The following is an 18245-nucleotide window of genomic DNA, read 5'->3' as shown; positions in this document are numbered from 1 at the left end:
GGAGACCCCACAGGCGGTAACGCCGAGGAGGCTCCCGTCCCTCCCCGCGGAAAGCAAGTGTCCGCAGCGGAAATCAACGGGCAAACTTTCAAGACTAAAAACAACAATATATGCGAATAGAGCCTACACAAAAGATTGGGGTTTTCACTATGCATACCATTTGGAAAGGCAGCATTAGCTTCGGGCTCGTTAATATCCCAATTAAGCTTCATGCGGCCACAGAAGATAAGGATGTTAAGCTTAGAAATCTTCATAAAGAGTGCCATTCTCCGATTAAATATGAAAAAGTTTGCCCTGTTTGCGATTCTGAAATTAAAACCGAAGACATCGTAAAAGCATATGAGTACACAAAGGGCAAATTTGTTGTTCTTGATGAGGAGGATTTAGAAAAATTAAAAAAGGAAAACGAAGACAAGGCAGTAGAAATTATCGATTTTGTCAAAATGGAGCAAATCGATCCGATCTACTATGATCGAACCTATTATATGTCACCAGGCGATGGCGGCAGCAAAGCTTATTCATTACTACGAAAGGCATTAGAGGATTCCGAAAAAGTCGGACTCGCAAAAATAATCATTCGCTCAAAAGAACACCTTGCCGTTCTTCGCGTATTCGAGAACACCCTTGTCATGGAAACCATACATTATCCGGACGAGGTTCGTAAATCTGGCGACGTGCCAAACGTGCCTGCAGAAGATAAGGTAACGAAAAAAGAAATTGACACAGCCATTCTCTTAATTGATCAATTAACATCAGACTTCGAACCTGAAAAATATACAGATGAATACCGGGCAGCGCTCCTGGAACTTATTGAGTCCAAACGTACAGGTAAAGAAATCGTCACACCTGTCGAAAAAGAACCAGTTTCCAATGTAACGGACCTTATGGCAGCTCTTCAAGCGTCCATTGATAAAACAAAACCGAAAAAACCTGCAGCTAAAAAGAAACGTGCCCCTGCAAAGGCGAGAGAGAAAAAAGAAGCTTAATCATTAATGGTTAATATAGCCTTTTGGCTAGGCTGTTTTCTAAATGATTGTTGTTTTTAAGTAGATATTATATGTAGTTGTTTGGAGCGGAAGGTCCGAGACTCCTCGGAAATGCTATCGTATTTCCTTCGTTTGTAGGCAGATTCAATGATGTAGATTCAGTGTCCAGCGGGAGTAGCGGGACAGGTGAGACCCCACAGGCGCAAGGCTCCGAGGAGGCTCATCGCCCGCCCTGCGGAAAGCGAGCTCCTGAAGCGGAAATCAACTAGACCTCCATTTGGTTAAATAGCATAACTGCCTTTTCTATCTAAATGGTTAAAATCTATTGAGAAAATTTCCATTTATTCATAAGATAGTAAGCATAACCAAAAGTTGGAGTTGAAAAAATGGATCAAAAAATTTTGCCTGCTTCTTCAAATATGAAAGAGTTTGAACGTTTTTTAAAAAGCCCTTATAAAATTGGTGTTTTTCTAGACATGCATATTTCACAATTAAAATATGTATATCAGATGGCAAAAGAAGAAAATAAAAATATGATCTATCATGTTGATATGATTCATGGAATTAAGAATGACGACTATGCCACCGAATTTATTTGTCAGGAATATAAACCGTACGGATTAATATCAACTAAATCAAGTGTCATCTTGAAAGCAAAGCAAAAAGGAGTTTATGCGATCCAAAGAATATTTCTGATTGATTCCCATGCACTTGAAAAAAGCTATAAGCTGATTGAAAAGACAAAGCCGGACTACATAGAGGTTTTGCCAGGTGCCATGCCTTGGATGATCAAAGAAGTGTATGAGCGATTAAATACCCCTATTTTTGCGGGGGGCTTAATCCGTACGGAGGAAGAAGTGAAAAATGCTCTGAAGGCTGGTGCTTCAGCGATTACGACATCGAAAATGGAATTGTGGGAAACATTCATAGAATGAAAAGAATTTTTAAAATATTAAAAAAATGATTGACGGCGTTTCCATATACTTGTATACTTCATTTTAACAAGTTAATTAGTTGTGTCGGAGACTAGGAGATACACACAGTTTTAACCTTTTATTAAGGTTTAATCTGTTGTGGATCTCCTTTTTTTTTCGATACATACACCAAAGAGCTAAAAAAATTATTTGAAAGGGGATTGAAAAATGTCGGCTTTTATGGGGGAAGTAATTGGGACAATGATTCTGATCATATTTGGAGGAGGTGTTGTAGCAGGGGCGAACTTAAAGAAAACATATTCGTTTAGCGGCGGCTGGGTTGTGATCACGATTGCATGGGGTTTAGCTGTAACGATGGCGGTCTTTGCTGTTGGCTCCATCAGTGGAGCGCATTTAAATCCTGCTGTAACCATTGGTTTAGCACTGAACGGGGATTTTTTATGGGCAGACGTACCGGAATATATTATTGCGCAATTAATCGGCGGATTTTTAGGGGGCGTTCTTGTTTTCCTACATTATCTGCCGCATTGGAAAGTGACGGAGGATCAAGGGGCAAAGTTGGCTGTTTTTTCAACAAGTCCAGCCATTCCGCATACTTTTTCAAATTTATTAAGTGAAGTCTTTGGCACTTTTATTCTCGTATTAGGTTTACTGTTCATCGGTGTGAACCAATTTTCTGAAGGCTTGAATCCGATCGCTGTTGGATTGTTGATTGTTGTAATCGGCATGTCACTCGGAGGAACAACAGGGTATGCAATAAATCCTGCCCGTGATCTTGGTCCAAGGATCGCCCATTTTCTTTTGCCGATCCCAGGGAAAGGAAAATCAAATTGGGGTTATGCTTGGATCCCGGTAGTTGGGCCGATTATGGGGGGATCACTTGGTACTGTATTCTATCAGCTCATGTTTACAGGGAAAGTGACAAATATGTTATGGGTTGTACTAGTTGTTAATATAGTAGTATTATTACTCGCTCATCTTTTTGGAAAGAAGCAGCCTGGACCTATGGAAACATCAAATACTGCCGCTTAAAATAGAAAAAATATATACTGCATTCGTAAAGTTTGTTGCTTTATAAGTGTAAATTTAATTATCTGAGTTCATTGGAGCAGAGGGTGCTTGACTCCTCAAAAATCAACAATATATGCGAAAAAAGCCAAAATAAAAAATGAATCGGGGGAGAAATAATGGAGAAATATATTTTATCTTTAGATCAGGGGACAACAAGTTCACGGGCAATTCTTTTTAATAAAAAAGGAGAAATCGTCCATGTAGCACAAAAAGAATTTACACAGCATTTCCCAGAGCCGGGCTGGGTTGAACATAATGCGAACGAAATCTGGGGTTCCATTCTGTCTGTTATTGCTGGTGTTCTTTCTGAATCAGGCGTAAAACCTGAACAGATAGCCGGAATTGGAATTACGAATCAGCGTGAAACGACTGTCGTGTGGGATAAAGAAACAGGACAGCCCGTATATAATGCGATCGTATGGCAATCAAGACAGACTAGTAAAATATGTGATGAATTGAAAGAAAGTGGATACGATGATTTATTCCGTGAAAAAACAGGTCTATTAATCGATGCTTATTTCTCAGGCACAAAGGTTAAGTGGATTTTAGATCATGTCGAAGGTGCCCGTGAAAAGGCTGAGCAAGGGAAATTGCTATTCGGAACGATTGATACTTGGTTAATTTGGAAGCTATCTGGCGGGAAAGCGCATGTGACGGATTATTCCAATGCATCACGTACTCTGATGTTTAATATTTATGACTTGAAATGGGATGAGGATATTCTCAAAATCTTAGATGTTCCAGCATCCATGCTCCCGGAAGTAAGACCATCATCTGAAGTTTATGCTCATACGGTTGACTATCACTTTTTTGGAAAAGAAATACCGATTGCTGGTGTTGCTGGAGATCAGCAGGCGGCCCTATTCGGCCAGGCATGCTTTGAAAAAGGAATGGCGAAAAACACTTATGGAACTGGTTGTTTTATGTTAATGAATACCGGTGAAAAGGCTGTTCGCTCCGATCATGGACTTTTAACCACAATAGCGTGGGGATTAAACGGGAAAGTGGAATATGCCCTTGAAGGGAGTATCTTTGTTGCAGGATCAGCTATTCAATGGCTTCGTGATGGGATGAGAATGTTGAAAGATGCAAGAGACAGCGAGGGGTATGCCAAAAAAGTAGTTTCGACGGATGGTGTATACGTAGTTCCTGCATTTGTAGGGCTCGGAACCCCGTACTGGGACAGCGATGTTCGTGGCGCTGTTTTTGGCTTAACAAGAGGTACTTCAAAAGAGCATTTTATTCGGGCAACATTAGAATCTCTTGCCTACCAAACGAAGGATGTTCTTTCAGCAATGGAGGCAGATTCAGGCATCGAGTTAAAAACCCTGCGTGTTGATGGAGGAGCTGTTAAGAATAATTTCCTAATGGAGTTTCAAAGTGATATCTTAAATGTCCCTGTAGAAAGACCAACAGTAAATGAAACGACTGCACTGGGTGCTGCCTATCTTGCCGGGCTTGCTGTAGGATACTGGGATGGCATAGAAGAAATTGCGACGCAATGGGCGATGGATCAATCATTTGAACCAAGTATGGAATCTGCTGTCCGCAATCATCTTTATGACGGCTGGAAAAAGGCAGTTCATGCAGCAATGGCATTTAAATAAAAAGATTGATCATATCGTTTCCAAAATAGAATGAATATGATAAAATGAATTTAAGTTAATAGCTCGGCAGGAGAACTGGAGAGACCACAAAATCATTATCGTTAACCCGATAATGTATTTTGTGGTCTTTTTTTATTGCCCCCTGTCACTAAAGGGAATAACTTAGAGTAGTTACCCTTTCAAATAAAGGAGGACACAATGATGAAATTTTCCAACCAATTTCGAAATGAAATCACAAATAAACTGAAATCGGAAACATTTGATGTTTTGGTCATCGGCGGCGGGATTACTGGTGCTGGCATTGCTCTGGATGCTGCAACACGGGGGATGAAAACAGCTTTAGTCGAGATGCAGGATTTTGCCGCTGGTACTTCGAGCCGGTCAACAAAATTAGTCCATGGCGGGCTCCGCTATTTAAAACAGTTTGAAGTAAAAATGGTGGCGGAGGTAGGAAAAGAACGCGCCATTGTATATGAAAACGGCCCGCATGTAACAACCCCTGAATTTATGCTTCTACCCATGCATGAGGGAGGAACATTTGGGAAATTCAGCACTTCTGTCGGGCTTCGTATGTACGATTTTTTAGCAGGAGTTAAAAAATCTGAAAGGAGAAAAATGCTGAGTGTGCAAGAGACGATTAATAGAGAGCCACTTATTAAGAAAGATGGTTTAAAAGGTGGAGGTTATTATGTTGAATACCGGACGGATGATGCACGATTAACTATTGAAGTAATGAAAAGAGGGGCACGAGAGGGTGCTACCGCACTTAACTACACTAAGGTTGAAAATCTTTTATACACAAATGAAAAGGTGAGCGGTGTTTCCGTTGTCGATCAGTTATCCGGAGAAAAATATGAAATCATGGCAGAAAAGATTGTTAATGCGGCTGGCCCCTGGGTGGATTCAATCCGCGAAAAGGATGGCTCTAAAAAAGGGAAGGCATTGCGGCTTACGAAAGGCGTTCACCTAGTCATAGATCAAACGAGGTTCCCATTAAAGCAGGCCGTCTATTTTGATACACCTGATAAAAGAATGGTTTTTGCCATTCCGAGAGATGGAAAAGCGTATGTAGGAACAACTGATACATTTTACGGTGAAGATCCTGTAAGTCCCAAAATGACTGCTGATGATAGAAGCTACATTATTCATGCGATCAATTATATGTTTCCTGACGTAAAAATTTCAGAAAAAGATATTGAATCCAGCTGGGCAGGCGTCCGCCCGCTAATTTTGGAAGAGGGAAAAGATCCCTCAGAAATTTCTCGTAAGGATGAAATATGGGAATCCCAATCGGGGCTGATTACAATTGCCGGCGGTAAATTAACAGGATATCGGAAAATGGCTGAAACGATTGTTGATTTACTTGCGGAAAAATTTAAAGAGGAAAAAAATCAACAATTTCCAGGTTGTATGACGAAGGAATTGCCAATATCCGGCGGGGATGTGGGCGGTTCAAGTAATTTTAGGGAGTTTGTTGCGATGCAGTCTCAAAAAGGGGAGGAGCTAGGCTTAAAAAAGGAAGATGCTCAACATCTCGCTTCTATGTATGGATCGAATGTCTCGATAATATTCAATATGATTGAAAAGTTTGGCGAAAATGAATCAGATAATTATAATATGCCAGTGAAGTTGTGGCTTAAACTGAAATATGCTTTAGAACATGAAATGACCGCAACCCCGGTAGACTTCTTTCATCGCAGGACAGGTGTCTTGCTGTTCGATATTGATTCTGTTAGGAAATATCAAAATCAGGTGATCAACTATATGGCTGATTTTTTTAAATGGGATCAAGACAAGAAATTAACATTCCAATTTGAATTGGAAAATGAATTAAAAGATGCATCGATCCCATTTGATCAATCCTAAACTCTCTAACTATGAGAGTTTTTCTTTTGTTTGTCTTTTAATGAGAAAAAGAAGGTTCCTTCTAATTATATTGGGTCCACCATCAATTGCATTTCTTAATTCCAAACCTCCGCTAATGTCTCTCTGAATAGTTGATCGAACTGTTTTGTTGGGTCTTGTATGTAAATATCTAAACTCTTTGCATATGCTTCCAAATGTTCAATTTCTTCATTTAGGAACTGGTTGATAAGTGTAATTCTTGGTTCTAAATCGAGCTCCTCACCAGCCATTTTTCGCTTCAATAATGTTTCGATTTCATTTTTTAGTTCACCCGCAGGCAGAATATCCTCAAGCAAACGTTGAAACAAGATCGGCGGGATCGAATTGTATTTTTTAATCCATTTTGCAGCAAGGATGGGTCGCAGTACATAGAAATACTTCTTAATCTTTATCTCTTCGCCTTGCAGGTAATCGCGATAATTCCCTTTCGCCATATTGAGGTAGTGGTACAAGCATGATGGAGGTGCAAAGATATTTTCGGCTAAAGTCTTCATTTTATCAATCGTGGAAAATGCTTGGTAATACACAATACTCGAGTGCATCCACTCCAAAAGAGGCGGGTTCGATTTCCTGAATAGCTTGAGGGCCTTTGTTATTTCCCAGCCGCTCACATCTAATAGCTCATCAACAGGAATGGAAAGGGAATCATGCTTAGGAATTTCAATTACATCCCGTTTCTGATCAATGGATAGGTACCAGTCCTTTTTATGTATGTAAATAAATCGAACATCATAGTCACTATCCTTAGAAGGGAATCCCCAAGCACGGCTGCCAGATTCACAAGCATAAAGAACTTTCACCTCATAATCGATCTCAATTTGTTTAATCACTTCAATAATATGCTCTCTCAAAAGAAATCCTCCTTATTATTGGGAAGAAGTGTATGACAACCTAACCAGATAGGAGGAAAGCTCATTATGAATGAGCTTTCACTGCCATCGCTCGAACCCAAGGTACCGCGTGCCTTGAAATTTCAGTTTTCCATAATCACCTTCAGCCAATTGACCATACTCGGAACCACTCATCAGAAACTCCATTCTGTCCCCGCTTTCTACTTCGAAAGTAGCATAATAGCTTGTTGATGTATGATGGTGAGTATGTTCATCATGATTATGAAGGCTTCTGCTCACCTCAGTGCGTTTTGTAACCAGCTTTGCAGAAACATTCAATATCGGCTGCTTATTATTATGATTCCACTGTTTAATCCCGTTAATAATCGCAAAAACAATAAAGCCAAAAATCAAAATAAAGAAAATCGGAAAAATAGCATCAATAATTGAAAACATATCAAAACCAAATCCTGGACCAAATTCCATAAGTAGCACCTCCTGCCAAAAGATTATCATATAATACGAATGAACATAATGATTAGTTTCAGAAAAAGAGATTCGATAAGTTCCTTGACATTCTAAGTGGTTGTTTGATATTATGATAAGCGATGTGTTTGAGATCAAGTAGTTAAGTCGTGAATCCGTATGAAATGTCGGAGCGTTAACATCCTTCAATTTACAGGTTCAGGCTTTTTTATTTTGTATGTTTAGCTCTAAAGGTGTTTTAAGCAGTCACTTTAGTGCTTTCCATATCGTGATGCTCTTTAGATTAATAAGTAAAGCAATTAAATTAAGAAATAATTTGTGGACAACAAAATCATGTTGAATTTCTTCTTAAATCGTTATCTAAGAACCAGAAACGACTTCGCTTTAACACTTCATAAGTTTTTAATCTACATGTGTGAAACATTTCAAAGAGTATTATTTTCCGATATTGATTTTCGTCATACCTGATTCCCGCTGGCACGGCCAAGGAGCCGTAAGGATGGAAGAGAGGCAGGGCTTTCATTGTTTTAGGTGCAAGAAAAAAAGCAAAGCGCAACAATCAAAGGGCAGATTGTTCCTGGTATGTTTTTATTAAGGAGCTCTCCTTACTGATCACATATTGGCCGACAAACAGCTGTGTTCTTTCGCATTGTCGACACATAGTACGTCCTGAACGTCGGTGTGCGCAGAAGCTAGATATAAAAATGAAATCTCGAATATGTCAGAAGGACAACCAAACCGGATTGGTTGTCCTTCACTAAAAACGAATACTTCCTAAAAAGAATTGACTTTTTAGGTATATTCGTTTATATTTAAATTAACGCTGTAATGTTCGATATTTATATTGTTTGGATAAGTGGTCGTAGCTGCAATGAAATGTAGGCGATTTTACTCCCCATTTTATTGTCGTACGATCTTTTTATGTTTAAGTTTATATAATAAAGACTTATAGTGAACATATTTTTGGAGGTAAGAACATGAACTCAGGTAAAGTAAAATGGTTTAATGCAGAAAAAGGATTTGGATTTATCGAATCTTCAGAAGGCCAAGATGTATTCGTACACTTCTCAGCTATCCAATCTGAAGGTTTCAAAACTTTAGAAGAAGGCCAAGCTGTAACTTTCGAAATCGTTGAAGGTAACCGTGGACCACAAGCTGCTAACGTAGAAAAAGCATAATAATGCGATAATGTGGTGATGCATGTCAGTCATGCATCACTTTTTCACGTTATTTTTTCTCCACTTTGTATACTTCATTCATTCCCCAAAAGAGAATCCATCCATATGTTTGCTTTTTTGGAATAATAATTTCATTTTTCTTTGAGTAGCAATTAGGAAAAATGCTCTAATGAATAATTTCCAAATGGAAAAATAAATTCTCCATTTGGAAGTAAAAAAGAGATGCAAACTGGAAAACCTAGTAACGTACGAACAGATAAATAGAAATAGATGACCTTGTAAAGGCTTAAAATAAGGAGGAACAAATACTTTGACAACTTTTTCAGATTTCGGTCTAAGTAATGAATTAGTAAAAGCACTATCAAATATGGGGTTCGAGGAACCAACACCAATTCAGGCACAAGCGATTCCAATTGGTTTGCAAGGAAAAGACATGATCGGACAGGCGCAAACAGGTACAGGAAAAACAACTGCATTTGGCGTACCTTTATTAGAACAAATTGACATAACTGAAGGCATCCAAGGACTTGTACTTGCCCCTACTCGTGAACTTGCTGTTCAAGTAGCAGAAGAATTGAACCGTATCGGTCAAATGAAAGGTGTTAAAACATTACCGATTTACGGTGGTCAGGACATTAACCGCCAAATTCGCAGCTTGAAAAATCGCCCGCAAATTATTGCTGCGACACCAGGTAGATTGATCGACCATATTGAAAGAAAAACGATTCGCCTAAGCAACATCAAAATGGTTGTCCTAGATGAAGCGGATGAAATGCTAAACATGGGCTTTATCGAGGATATTGAAAGAATCCTAAGTGAAGTTAAAGGCGAACGCCAAACCATGCTTTTCTCTGCAACAATGCCAAGAAGAATTCAATCTCTTGCAGAAAAATTCATGAAAGATCCAGAATTAGTAAAAATTCAAGCAAAAGAAATGACAGTAAAAAATATTGAGCAACATTATATGGAAGTTCATGAGAAACAAAAATTTGATGTGCTCTGCAGTCTTTTAGACATCCAGTCACCAGAGCTTGCGATCGTTTTCGGACGGACGAAAAAGCGTGTTGACGAAGTAGTAGAGGGCTTGATTAAACGCGGATATTCGGCTGAAGGGATCCATGGGGATATTCCACAGGCTAAGCGTGACCAAGTTATCCGCCGCTTTAAAGAATCGACAATCGATATCATGGTTGCAACGGATGTAGCAGCTAGGGGCCTTGATATTAGCGGTGTATCTCATGTGTATAACTTTGATATCCCACAAGATCCAGAAAGCTATGTGCACCGTATCGGAAGAACAGGACGTGCTGGGAACAAAGGATTAGCGGTTACTTTTGTTTCACCAAGAGAAATCGACCATTTGAAAATCATTGAAAATGTCACAAAAAGTAAAATGATGAAAAAGCCAGTTCCATCATTTAAAGATGTCCTTGCAGGCAATCAGCAGGCAACGATTAATCGTTTAATGGCTATTATCGAAAAAAATGATCATAATGACTATAAAAGAGCAGCTGAAAATCTGCTTGAAGACACAGATTCAGTGACATTGCTTGCTGCTGCTTTAAAATTACTGACAAAAGATCCTGATGTAACCCCAGTTAAATTAACAGCTGTCGAACCAATTCGGGTGAGAAAACCTAGAGGCGATCGCGGCGGTGATAATAGAAAACGTTATAATGATCGTGGAAGAAATACAGGAAGCGGCAGACCTGGCGGAAGAGACGGCAGAGATCGCAGAAGAAGCAGAACGCAAAGCAAATAAGAATTTCATAAAGCCTAATACAATATGAAATTTACACTAATATGGCGAAAATTTTCTTTTGTTTTACAATTCGTACATGTGGAATAAAATCCTGATTTTTTTCCCATATTAATAGATGCAGATTAATTTATCCAATCTGTCAGTGATCGAAATTTAGGAGGATTTAAAATGGCAACAGGTAAAGTAAAATGGTTTAACGCGGAAAAAGGCTTTGGATTTATCGAGGTTGAAGGCGGAGAGGATGTATTTGTTCACTTTTCAGCCATTCAAGGCGAAGGCTTTAAATCTCTTGATGAAGGTCAAGAAGTGAATTTTGACATTGAACAAGGGCAGCGTGGACCCCAAGCAGTCAATGTAACAAAGATATAATGTCCGAAACGAAAGAGCCTCTTAGTAGAAGGCTCTTTTGTTTTTTCTGAAATCTTGAATCGATTCAATAATACGAGCCACAATCAACTTAAAACGGAATTCGTTAACTGGGCAAATCAATCGTATTAACTACATAAATTTAATAAATGGACTAAATTCATCATACAGTAAAAGAGTATTGAAAAATTAATTGGAGTTTGACTATAAAATGGGTAATAATATATATGTCAAGCGTTTGGCGTTAGTTAAAAAAAGGGGGAAAAGTCATGAAAGAATTTACAGTTCATTTTCACAAAGAAGACCTAGTGGAAAAAATGAAGGTGCAAAAATTAAGTGAAAATGATTTTGAGCGTTTTACTGCAGGCGGCACAAGACATTTGTTCGAATTAGATACGAATATCGGCTTCTTTGTTTATTTCGATGCGATTGACAGCGAAGGGAAGGAATCTTATATGGTCCTTCAATATGAAGAGGAGAACGAAGATCCAAGTGCCTGTTATGCGTTTGAGTTGAAGGATTTCTATCAATTTGCGGCGCTTCAATTGAATGATCTTGAATTTAATGAAGAGAATATGGAAGAAGAAGCGGACGAGGAAGAATTGAGCCCCATCCATCATTTAGCCCACTTGATGTACCATATTGTGGATGAGGGAAAGGAAATCGAAGTAGAGTAAAGAGAGCAGGCTAAGCCTGCTCTTCATTCTTTTCTTCCGCATCAGATAGATGCTCCTTGCAAAAATGTGTGACTATTCGTTCTTCGTCATCGTCTAACTCAAAATTCAAAATTTCATTTGAAACATTTACAAGGAAATGATAATTTAATATTTTGCTCTGTTCTTCGTCATTATAGTATAGAACCCGAAGCTGCACGCCATTTTCCGAATATAATTCATCGTCCTCATCCACTTCAATATCCAAAAAGAATTCAAAACGCTCTCCTGTTAAGATGCCTGTGGGGTCGATTAATTGTTCAACCGAAAAGCCAGTTATCTTCATAAGTTTCACCCTTTCTTAGTCAAAGAATCTTTTCATAGGGCTCTTTTTGCATATATTGTTGTTTTAGTTTACAAAGTTTGCCCGTTGATTTCCGCTGCGGGCACTTGCTTTCCACGGGGAGGGACGGGAGCCTCCTCGTCGTTACCGCCTGTGGGGTCTCCCGTTCCCTTTATTTCCCGCAGGAGTCAAGTGCCCTCCGCTCCAATCAACTCAGATTCTTATATAAAATCACACTAAAAAACCAACAAAGTCGACGAAAACATCTTTTCACAGCAATAAGTTGTAAACATAGTTTAAAAAAGAGCCTAACTAAAACATTATACACCTTTCCTTATCAGGATGTAATCGTATTATCTCACTGATAAGAGATGTTAATCATTTATGTAGCACCTTGATGTAATTGACAATGCTTTTTGACAGAGTAGGGAATATATGTTATACTATTATTAATAGTGTTTATCGAAAATTAGTTGCCCATCATTCACTTGTTATTTGGAATTCTTGTTCCCCTTATTTAACAAGTGTTTTTTATTTTTTGAAAAAATAGGGTTCTACTCTTTAGGAGGTGCCTTTATATGGCAATGGGGTTTGGGAGAAAAAATACAGAAGAGATCAAGACAGAAGAGGTTAAGATTTGGGAATGTACTTCAGAAACATGTAATTGTTGGATCAGAGATAATTTCAAAAGCAGTCAGACGCCTTCATGTCCGATCTGCAAAAGTGACATGGCAGAAACAACAAAAGAGCTGCAGGTAGTAAATAACAATAGCATTTATTCGAATAATTAATATAGAAAATAAGGGGGCGATTGAATCGCCCTCTTTATTTTTGCCGAATACTTGTCGGATCGTCGGTTTAATCGCAGCCCCATCACACAAATAATAACATGGTTAAAACATTTACCAAGCTAATCGAAAAAGAGAAAAACAGGTCTATATAGAGGATCCATGAAAACTAAAATCGGGAAGAATATAAGCGAGCAGTACTAATAAAATCCGCTTTATTTCCTACTAATTCGTTCCATTACTTTTGATAACTCGTCAGGCTTCAGAAACTCAATGGGCGAAAAGCCTTTTTCAAATGTTATCGTATCAGCTTCAATTAACAGGACATAACGTCCGTTCACTTTTGCCATATGAATCGTATCCCCGAAATCCGAAAGCATCCCATTTACAGTCACATGGTCCAGCTTCAATTTTAATTCGACATCTGGAGCGTGTTCAACAATTTGCGCTGTGGCCTCGATTACTTGTTCTGTTGTAAAACGTTCTTGTAATTCTCTTTTCGGGCTCGCTGCCCATATCTCCATCGCAGACTCAATCTGTTCACGTTCTTCACTTTCAGGCTGGTAAGTTTCCTCAATATGCTCCTGAACCATGCCAACCACTTGTGTTTTAATAATTTCAGGCATAGATAGCTCGTAATCCACAAATTTCAAAAAATCCTCAAAGTAACGGGCATGTGATGCTTGGTGGATTTTCAGCTCTCCTTCTTCGACCATGCCTTCCTCGGGCATATAAGGATATTGAATCGATTTCATATTCTTAGTCGTAATGGCCATTTCAACATTTCTAATTAACGTTTTTTCATCGGAAATGGATGCAACCTTTGGTTCGAAATCGCACTTCATGATAAAAAGAAACGGCTCATCAAAATATTTTCTTAGTTTTGCCAAAGCGACAAGGACGACGCCGCCGCGAACAGCACTCGTATCAAGATAGGCATTGACGATTGGCTCACTGGTTTCTTTAAACTGATCTTTTGTTTCAGACGAGCGTACGCGTTCGAAAAGATTGTAATTGGGATTGGAACTCAAGTCATGCCCTTCTTCAACGATAAATCGTCCAATCTTCGTAGGTGCTTGTTCAGATTTGGGATGGCGGTCAACCTTCCGTTTCGCTATTTTTTCAAGCTCCCCACCCAAAAAATCTTTTAACGAACTATCCTGATAATCATGATGATCAAGTGTTTGAAAATGCTGATAGTATTTATTTGTATTATCGCCTTTACCTTCTATTTGGATGACATAAAAAGATAAAAACGTGATCTCAAAGTCCATTTACTCACCTTTGTTTTCTGATATTTTCACCTTACTCAGTATAGAAAAGCAGGCTACGTACGTCAATCAGAAAATGTGTTTAATTTAGGGGAGTCTTTAAGGTCTACAAAACAATAACACTAATATGTTTAGGAATATATGGTTAACGACGTTTGCGAACTTAACTTGCACAGTTTTCATACAATAAAGGAAATAAAAAGGGGGGGATAAAGTGAGTGGAAAGGAAGATTTTACGAACAATATGGAAGCTTACTGCAATCCGACTTCGAAATTCGAATGTAATCACCTTCATATTGATATAAATCGAATCCAATCCGATAGCGGGAAAACACCGCTCAAAAAAACTCTTACTAAATTCATTGATGAACTTCCCATTATCCCAACCTTAAACCCTCTACAAAAAAATAATTTTCATACTTATTACGAATTAAAAATGACGGAGTTTAAACAATCCCTTCATAGCGAATTAAATGAGACATCGGTTTGGGGATTTGAAGGCAGCTACCCAGGGCCTACTATTGAGGTGGAAAGCGGCGAAAAAGTATTTGTAAAATGGATCAACGACCTTCCAGCGAAGCATCTTTTGCCGATCGATCACACGGTGCACGGTGCTCATTTGGATGTACCAGAAGTGAGAACTGTCATCCATTTACATGGGGCTAGTGCTGAATCTCAGAGTGATGGGTACCCTGAGGCTTGGTTTACGAACGGCTTTGAAAATGTAGGGCCTTATTTTACAAAAAAAGTTTATCAATATGATAATCACATGCGGGCGTGCACTCTCTGGTATCATGATCACGCACTCGGAATTACAAGACTTAATATATATGCCGGCTTGGCTGGATTCTATCTAATTAGAGATGCACAGGAACGTTTATTAAATTTGCCGTCTGGACCATTCGAAATCCCGCTAATGATACAAGACAAAACTTTCTATGAAGATGGGTCTCTTTATTATCCAAGGCAGCCAAGAAAACCGATCCCGGAATTAGAAACATCTGTTGTTCCTACTTTTTTAGGGGAGACCAATGTAGTGAATGGCAAAGTGTGGCCTTATTTAAAAGTAGAACCTCGAAAATATCGCTTTAGGATTCTAAATGCATCTAATACCCGATTTTATCGGCTCAAACTAGATTCTGGGCAACTTTTTTATCATATTGGGACAGATAGCGGATTTACAGCATATCCAATCGGTGTAAGCGAAATCATATTGGCACCGGCGGAAAGAGCAGATGTGATCATTGATTTTACCAACCTGGGGGGTAAAAGTATTATCGTTATGAATACAGCTGCCTATCCTTTTCCAAACGGCGAACCGGTTGACCGGAATACAGTCGGGACAGTGATGGAATTTAGGGTGACACGCCCCCTATCAAGTATTGATACGAGTACGATTCCGTCTCACTTAGCCGTGATTCCAGAAATACGCGAACAATCTGCTTCTAACATAAGATATTTAACATTAACATCAAAAAAAGATCAATACGGCCGTGACCGAATGTTATTGGATGGGAAAGTTTGGGGAGATCCGATTACGGAAAATCCCAAATTAGGGGCAATTGAAATATGGAATCTTATCAACATTGATGATGAACCACATCCGATTCATATCCATTTAATTGATTTCCAAATAGTAGACCGGCGAGCTTTCGATCTAGAAAAATATCAAAAAAACGATGAAATTCATTACACGGGTCCTGTTATACCGCCAAGTCTACAGGAAAGAGGGTATAAGGATACAGTGATTGCTTATCCAAGCCAAATAACGCGATTAATCATGAAATTTGGTCCATATAGTGGGCTTTACGTGTGGCATTGTCATATTTTGGAACATGAGGATTATGAGATGATGAGACCGTATATGGTTATTCGGAAATAGGAAGAGATTTCAACTGGGTAAGTGTTTCTGGTAAACGGCGGACAAAGTATGACGAATAGGAATGTGTATTAAGGCGACAAGTCCCTTTTAAAATAACTGGGACTTGTTACTTTTTTTTGCGAAGGTTTGGGAGTAGGTACTTCAGCAACAAGTGTTTATCATAGGTAATAATTGCAAAAAATATATTACTATATTAAGCTGTAATATTGTAGTATAGCAATATACAATAAGAGAGTCCTGTAAAGAAAGCATGACTATCTATAACTTATTTTCGGCGATGATTAGGAGGATTTCATTTGATTAAAATTATCTGGCTGTATGTCATCTTATTTTTTACAGCTCTTGTAATGGGAATATTCGATGTTCCCCAATGGATTATTAATATCGTTTTTATTCTGTTCGTATTTGCCATTCTTTTTATTTTATTCTATCCGATTCTATTCGAAAAAAATCTCAATAAGATCATGAAGTTTTTAAGAAAGTCGAAGCAACCGCATTACCAGTTTATTTACCATATGTTCAATGGGGATTTGCAGGCTGCTGAAAAGTCGATTGACCGCATTCGTTCGAAGCAGTTAAAACTTATCGATAGGATTATGCTGTTAGTAAAGCAGGAAAGGTTCACGGATGCGAAAGCACTCATTCCCCAATTGAAAGATAGTGTATATAAATGGTACTACAGTGCCGCCATCGCGATTGAAGAAGAGGATGAAAACACCTACGAGAATTTCAAATCCCGTCTCAAAGACCCAGTCTATATTTCATGGCTAGAAATGGAGAAAATGGTACGATTGGGCAGAAAAGATGAGGCATTCGCGATGCTTGACGAACAAATGAAGAAGCTGAGGGGTATAAAATTATTAACCGCTGCTCAGTACAAAAAAGAGTTAGAAGAAAGATGAATTACTCATTATGGGCTGATCCCCGACAATTTATGTTTGATGTAGAGGGGATCAGGCGCTGTAAATATGGAATAAATGCAGTGAGGAAAAATAGGCGGTAAGCAGTATCGCTTTAATAACCAAAAAGAACCTCATAATTTTTTTCATGAGGTTCTCAACATTTCAAATTGTTTAGATTAAACAGAGGTTAGACACCTAATTGGAACTAGTTAAGCTCCACTTGAATATTTCTCAGCCTTTATCAAGTCTGATTTGGCGAAATGATTGGAAATAAGAGAACCTACAGATAAATTAATGATCATATTAACAATCGGTGCTATGGCCGCAAGTTCGCCGATAAATTTAAAAGCTAAGATGGCTGCGAGTGCTGTATTACATAATCCAACTTGAAATAAAATGGCTCTGGCGTCTTGTTCTCCAATTGAAAGTTTTTTGGCAATTACATAAGCTGCAAGCATTGGAAAAACTACTTGAACAAAAGTTACAAATACGATAAGAGGCAGCAGACCAAGCTCCATTCGGATGGATTCTGCTCCATTTCCTACGATCGTATGAATGATTAACAGCAGGGAAAGGGAAGAACCAAACCTAGTAATGGATTTAGAATGGTTAGCGAACTGAGGAAAACCACGCTGGACAGCTAGTCCTGCCCCTAATGGAAGTACCACAATGAATATAAACGATTGTAGCAAGTTTAAAAACGATATCGATACATGATTGCCTGAAAGCCCGAGTATAGAAAAGGGGGTGACGATAGGGCTAATGACTATATCGGCTAAAGACGCTGCAATAACAAGTGAGGCATTTCCGCCGGCTAAAAACGTGTATAAAGTTGCTGCGGTCGCACTCGGAACGGTCCCTGACAAAATGATTCCTGCTGCAATTTCTGAATGAGAAGAGAAAAAGATATGAGCTAATCCAACAGATATCATAACAGTTAATGTCCATTTTAAGAGAACTGCTAGTAAAAGCTCTCTTCTCTTTGTTCTGATTCCCTTTATGGCGGTAATATTCATCGAAATCCCAGCGAAAAAAATGACAACTCCTAAAAGTAAGCTTGGCACCCATGAAGAAACTTTCCAATATACAGGAGAAAGATATGTACTAATGGCCATTAAGACAATCAGTATCGGAAGTCTCTTCGAAATAAATTCAGCCACGATCTGCATGCTTTACGACTCCTTTCTCCATGAATAATCTAATAATAAAATATAAAACCAATTGAATGTAATGAAAAAGGCCAGGATCTTGAAAGTCATGGCCTTTTTTCAATATCCTCG

Annotated in this window: 17 protein-coding genes; 12 read left to right on the top strand and 5 right to left on the bottom strand. The window is 38.7% G+C overall.

Annotated elements, in window-relative coordinates; all coding sequences use genetic code 11:
- Window positions 1–149 precede the first annotated feature (149 nt).
- From ku to BGM26_RS07065, 5 genes are all read left to right on the top strand, one after another.
- Window positions 150–986: a non-homologous end joining protein Ku gene (gene ku / locus BGM26_RS07085; RefSeq protein ID WP_217039036.1), complete on the top strand. Its 837-nt coding sequence runs from the start codon at window positions 150–152 to the stop codon at window positions 984–986.
- Window positions 987–1372: 386 nt separating this feature from the next.
- Complete coding sequence (locus BGM26_RS07080) at window positions 1373–1921, top strand: glycerol-3-phosphate responsive antiterminator (RefSeq protein ID WP_217039034.1); 549 nt, start codon at window positions 1373–1375, stop codon at window positions 1919–1921.
- Between the two features lie 207 nt (window positions 1922–2128).
- A complete protein-coding gene (locus BGM26_RS07075; protein ID WP_217039031.1) occupies window positions 2129–2953 on the top strand; it encodes an MIP/aquaporin family protein in 825 nt (274 codons plus the stop codon).
- 155 nt (window positions 2954–3108) lie between these two features.
- Complete coding sequence (glpK, locus tag BGM26_RS07070; RefSeq protein ID WP_217039030.1) at window positions 3109–4599, top strand: glycerol kinase GlpK; 1491 nt, start codon at window positions 3109–3111, stop codon at window positions 4597–4599.
- A gap of 201 nt (window positions 4600–4800) precedes the next feature.
- Complete coding sequence (locus BGM26_RS07065; RefSeq protein WP_217040688.1) at window positions 4801–6465, top strand: glycerol-3-phosphate dehydrogenase/oxidase; 1665 nt, start codon at window positions 4801–4803, stop codon at window positions 6463–6465.
- A gap of 95 nt (window positions 6466–6560) precedes the next feature.
- Here BGM26_RS07065 and BGM26_RS07060 read toward each other — a convergent pair whose 3' ends face one another.
- Together BGM26_RS07060 and BGM26_RS07055 are read right to left on the bottom strand one after the other, a co-directional pair.
- On the bottom strand, window positions 6561–7355 hold the full coding sequence (locus BGM26_RS07060) for a nucleotidyltransferase domain-containing protein (RefSeq protein WP_217039029.1): 795 nt from the start codon (window positions 7353–7355) through the stop codon (window positions 6561–6563).
- A 78-nt stretch (window positions 7356–7433) separates the two neighbouring features.
- A complete protein-coding gene (locus BGM26_RS07055; protein WP_217039028.1) occupies window positions 7434–7820 on the bottom strand; it encodes a DUF2500 domain-containing protein in 387 nt (128 codons plus the stop codon).
- 977 nt (window positions 7821–8797) lie between these two features.
- Between BGM26_RS07055 and BGM26_RS07050 the strand changes: the two genes are divergently transcribed.
- The 4 genes from BGM26_RS07050 to BGM26_RS07035 all read left to right on the top strand — a co-directional run bounded on the left by BGM26_RS07050 (window position 8798) and on the right by BGM26_RS07035 (window position 11803).
- Window positions 8798–8998 (top strand): cold-shock protein, encoded by a 201-nt coding sequence (locus BGM26_RS07050; RefSeq protein ID WP_217039027.1) that lies wholly within the window; start codon window positions 8798–8800, stop codon window positions 8996–8998.
- Between the two features lie 310 nt (window positions 8999–9308).
- The gene (cshA, locus tag BGM26_RS07045) at window positions 9309–10760 is read left to right on the top strand and encodes a degradosome RNA helicase CshA (RefSeq protein WP_217039026.1); all 1452 of its coding nucleotides are present in this window, start codon (window positions 9309–9311) and stop codon (window positions 10758–10760) included.
- A gap of 168 nt (window positions 10761–10928) precedes the next feature.
- Window positions 10929–11129, top strand: a complete 201-nt coding sequence (locus tag BGM26_RS07040) for a cold-shock protein (RefSeq protein ID WP_217039025.1) — start codon at window positions 10929–10931, stop codon at window positions 11127–11129.
- 266 nt (window positions 11130–11395) lie between these two features.
- Window positions 11396–11803 (top strand): cytosolic protein, encoded by a 408-nt coding sequence (locus BGM26_RS07035; RefSeq protein WP_217039024.1) that lies wholly within the window; start codon window positions 11396–11398, stop codon window positions 11801–11803.
- Between the two features lie 10 nt (window positions 11804–11813).
- Here BGM26_RS07035 and BGM26_RS07030 read toward each other — a convergent pair whose 3' ends face one another.
- Window positions 11814–12125 carry a DUF6509 family protein gene (locus BGM26_RS07030; protein ID WP_217039023.1) on the bottom strand — a complete coding sequence of 104 codons (312 nt, stop codon included), beginning with the start codon at window positions 12123–12125 and terminating at the stop codon, window positions 11814–11816.
- 575 nt (window positions 12126–12700) lie between these two features.
- Between BGM26_RS07030 and BGM26_RS07025 the strand changes: the two genes are divergently transcribed.
- Window positions 12701–12913 (top strand): cold-shock protein, encoded by a 213-nt coding sequence (locus BGM26_RS07025; RefSeq protein ID WP_217039022.1) that lies wholly within the window; start codon window positions 12701–12703, stop codon window positions 12911–12913.
- A 212-nt stretch (window positions 12914–13125) separates the two neighbouring features.
- Here the strand turns inward: BGM26_RS07025 and BGM26_RS07020 are convergent, their stop codons facing one another.
- Entirely contained in the window at window positions 13126–14184 is a 1059-nt protein-coding gene (locus BGM26_RS07020) for a DUF3900 domain-containing protein (protein WP_217039021.1), read from the bottom strand.
- A gap of 211 nt (window positions 14185–14395) precedes the next feature.
- Here BGM26_RS07020 and BGM26_RS07015 point away from each other — a divergent pair, with 211 nt between their 5' ends.
- Window positions 14396–16063, top strand: coding sequence for a multicopper oxidase family protein (locus BGM26_RS07015; RefSeq protein WP_367949275.1), 1668 nt, complete (start codon window positions 14396–14398; stop codon window positions 16061–16063).
- Window positions 16064–16359: 296 nt separating this feature from the next.
- Window positions 16360–16965 (top strand): hypothetical protein, encoded by a 606-nt coding sequence (locus tag BGM26_RS07010; protein WP_217039020.1) that lies wholly within the window; start codon window positions 16360–16362, stop codon window positions 16963–16965.
- A 209-nt stretch (window positions 16966–17174) separates the two neighbouring features.
- On the opposite strand, the gene BGM26_RS07005 is transcribed toward BGM26_RS07010, so the two are convergent.
- Window positions 17175–18134, bottom strand: a complete 960-nt coding sequence (locus tag BGM26_RS07005) for a bile acid:sodium symporter family protein (RefSeq protein WP_217039019.1) — start codon at window positions 18132–18134, stop codon at window positions 17175–17177.
- Between the last annotated feature and the right edge of the window lie 111 nt (window positions 18135–18245).

The organism is Bacillus sp. FJAT-29790 (assembly GCF_019039215.1).
Taxonomy (GTDB): domain Bacteria; phylum Bacillota; class Bacilli; order Bacillales; family Cytobacillaceae; genus Cytobacillus.
This window is presented reverse-complemented; position numbering and strand designations above follow the sequence as displayed.

Bases quoted from the DNA above. Each gene is read 5' to 3' on its own strand.
- BGM26_RS07050 (WP_217039027.1), top strand. From the start codon at position 8,798: ATGAACTCAGGTAAAGTAAAATGGTTTAATGCAGAAAAAGGATTTGGA.
- BGM26_RS07020 (WP_217039021.1), bottom strand. From the start codon at position 14,184: ATGGACTTTGAGATCACGTTTTTATCTTTTTATGTCATCCAAATAGAA.
- BGM26_RS07075 (WP_217039031.1), top strand. From the start codon at position 2,129: ATGTCGGCTTTTATGGGGGAAGTAATTGGGACAATGATTCTGATCATA.
- BGM26_RS07035 (WP_217039024.1), top strand. From the start codon at position 11,396: ATGAAAGAATTTACAGTTCATTTTCACAAAGAAGACCTAGTGGAAAAA.
- BGM26_RS07030 (WP_217039023.1), bottom strand. From the start codon at position 12,125: ATGAAGATAACTGGCTTTTCGGTTGAACAATTAATCGACCCCACAGGC.
- BGM26_RS07025 (WP_217039022.1), top strand. From the start codon at position 12,701: ATGGCAATGGGGTTTGGGAGAAAAAATACAGAAGAGATCAAGACAGAA.
- glpK (WP_217039030.1), top strand. From the start codon at position 3,109: ATGGAGAAATATATTTTATCTTTAGATCAGGGGACAACAAGTTCACGG.
- BGM26_RS07065 (WP_217040688.1), top strand. From the start codon at position 4,801: ATGAAATTTTCCAACCAATTTCGAAATGAAATCACAAATAAACTGAAA.
- BGM26_RS07040 (WP_217039025.1), top strand. From the start codon at position 10,929: ATGGCAACAGGTAAAGTAAAATGGTTTAACGCGGAAAAAGGCTTTGGA.
- BGM26_RS07055 (WP_217039028.1), bottom strand. From the start codon at position 7,820: ATGGAATTTGGTCCAGGATTTGGTTTTGATATGTTTTCAATTATTGAT.
- BGM26_RS07080 (WP_217039034.1), top strand. From the start codon at position 1,373: ATGGATCAAAAAATTTTGCCTGCTTCTTCAAATATGAAAGAGTTTGAA.
- BGM26_RS07005 (WP_217039019.1), bottom strand. From the start codon at position 18,134: ATGCAGATCGTGGCTGAATTTATTTCGAAGAGACTTCCGATACTGATT.
- ku (WP_217039036.1), top strand. From the start codon at position 150: ATGCATACCATTTGGAAAGGCAGCATTAGCTTCGGGCTCGTTAATATC.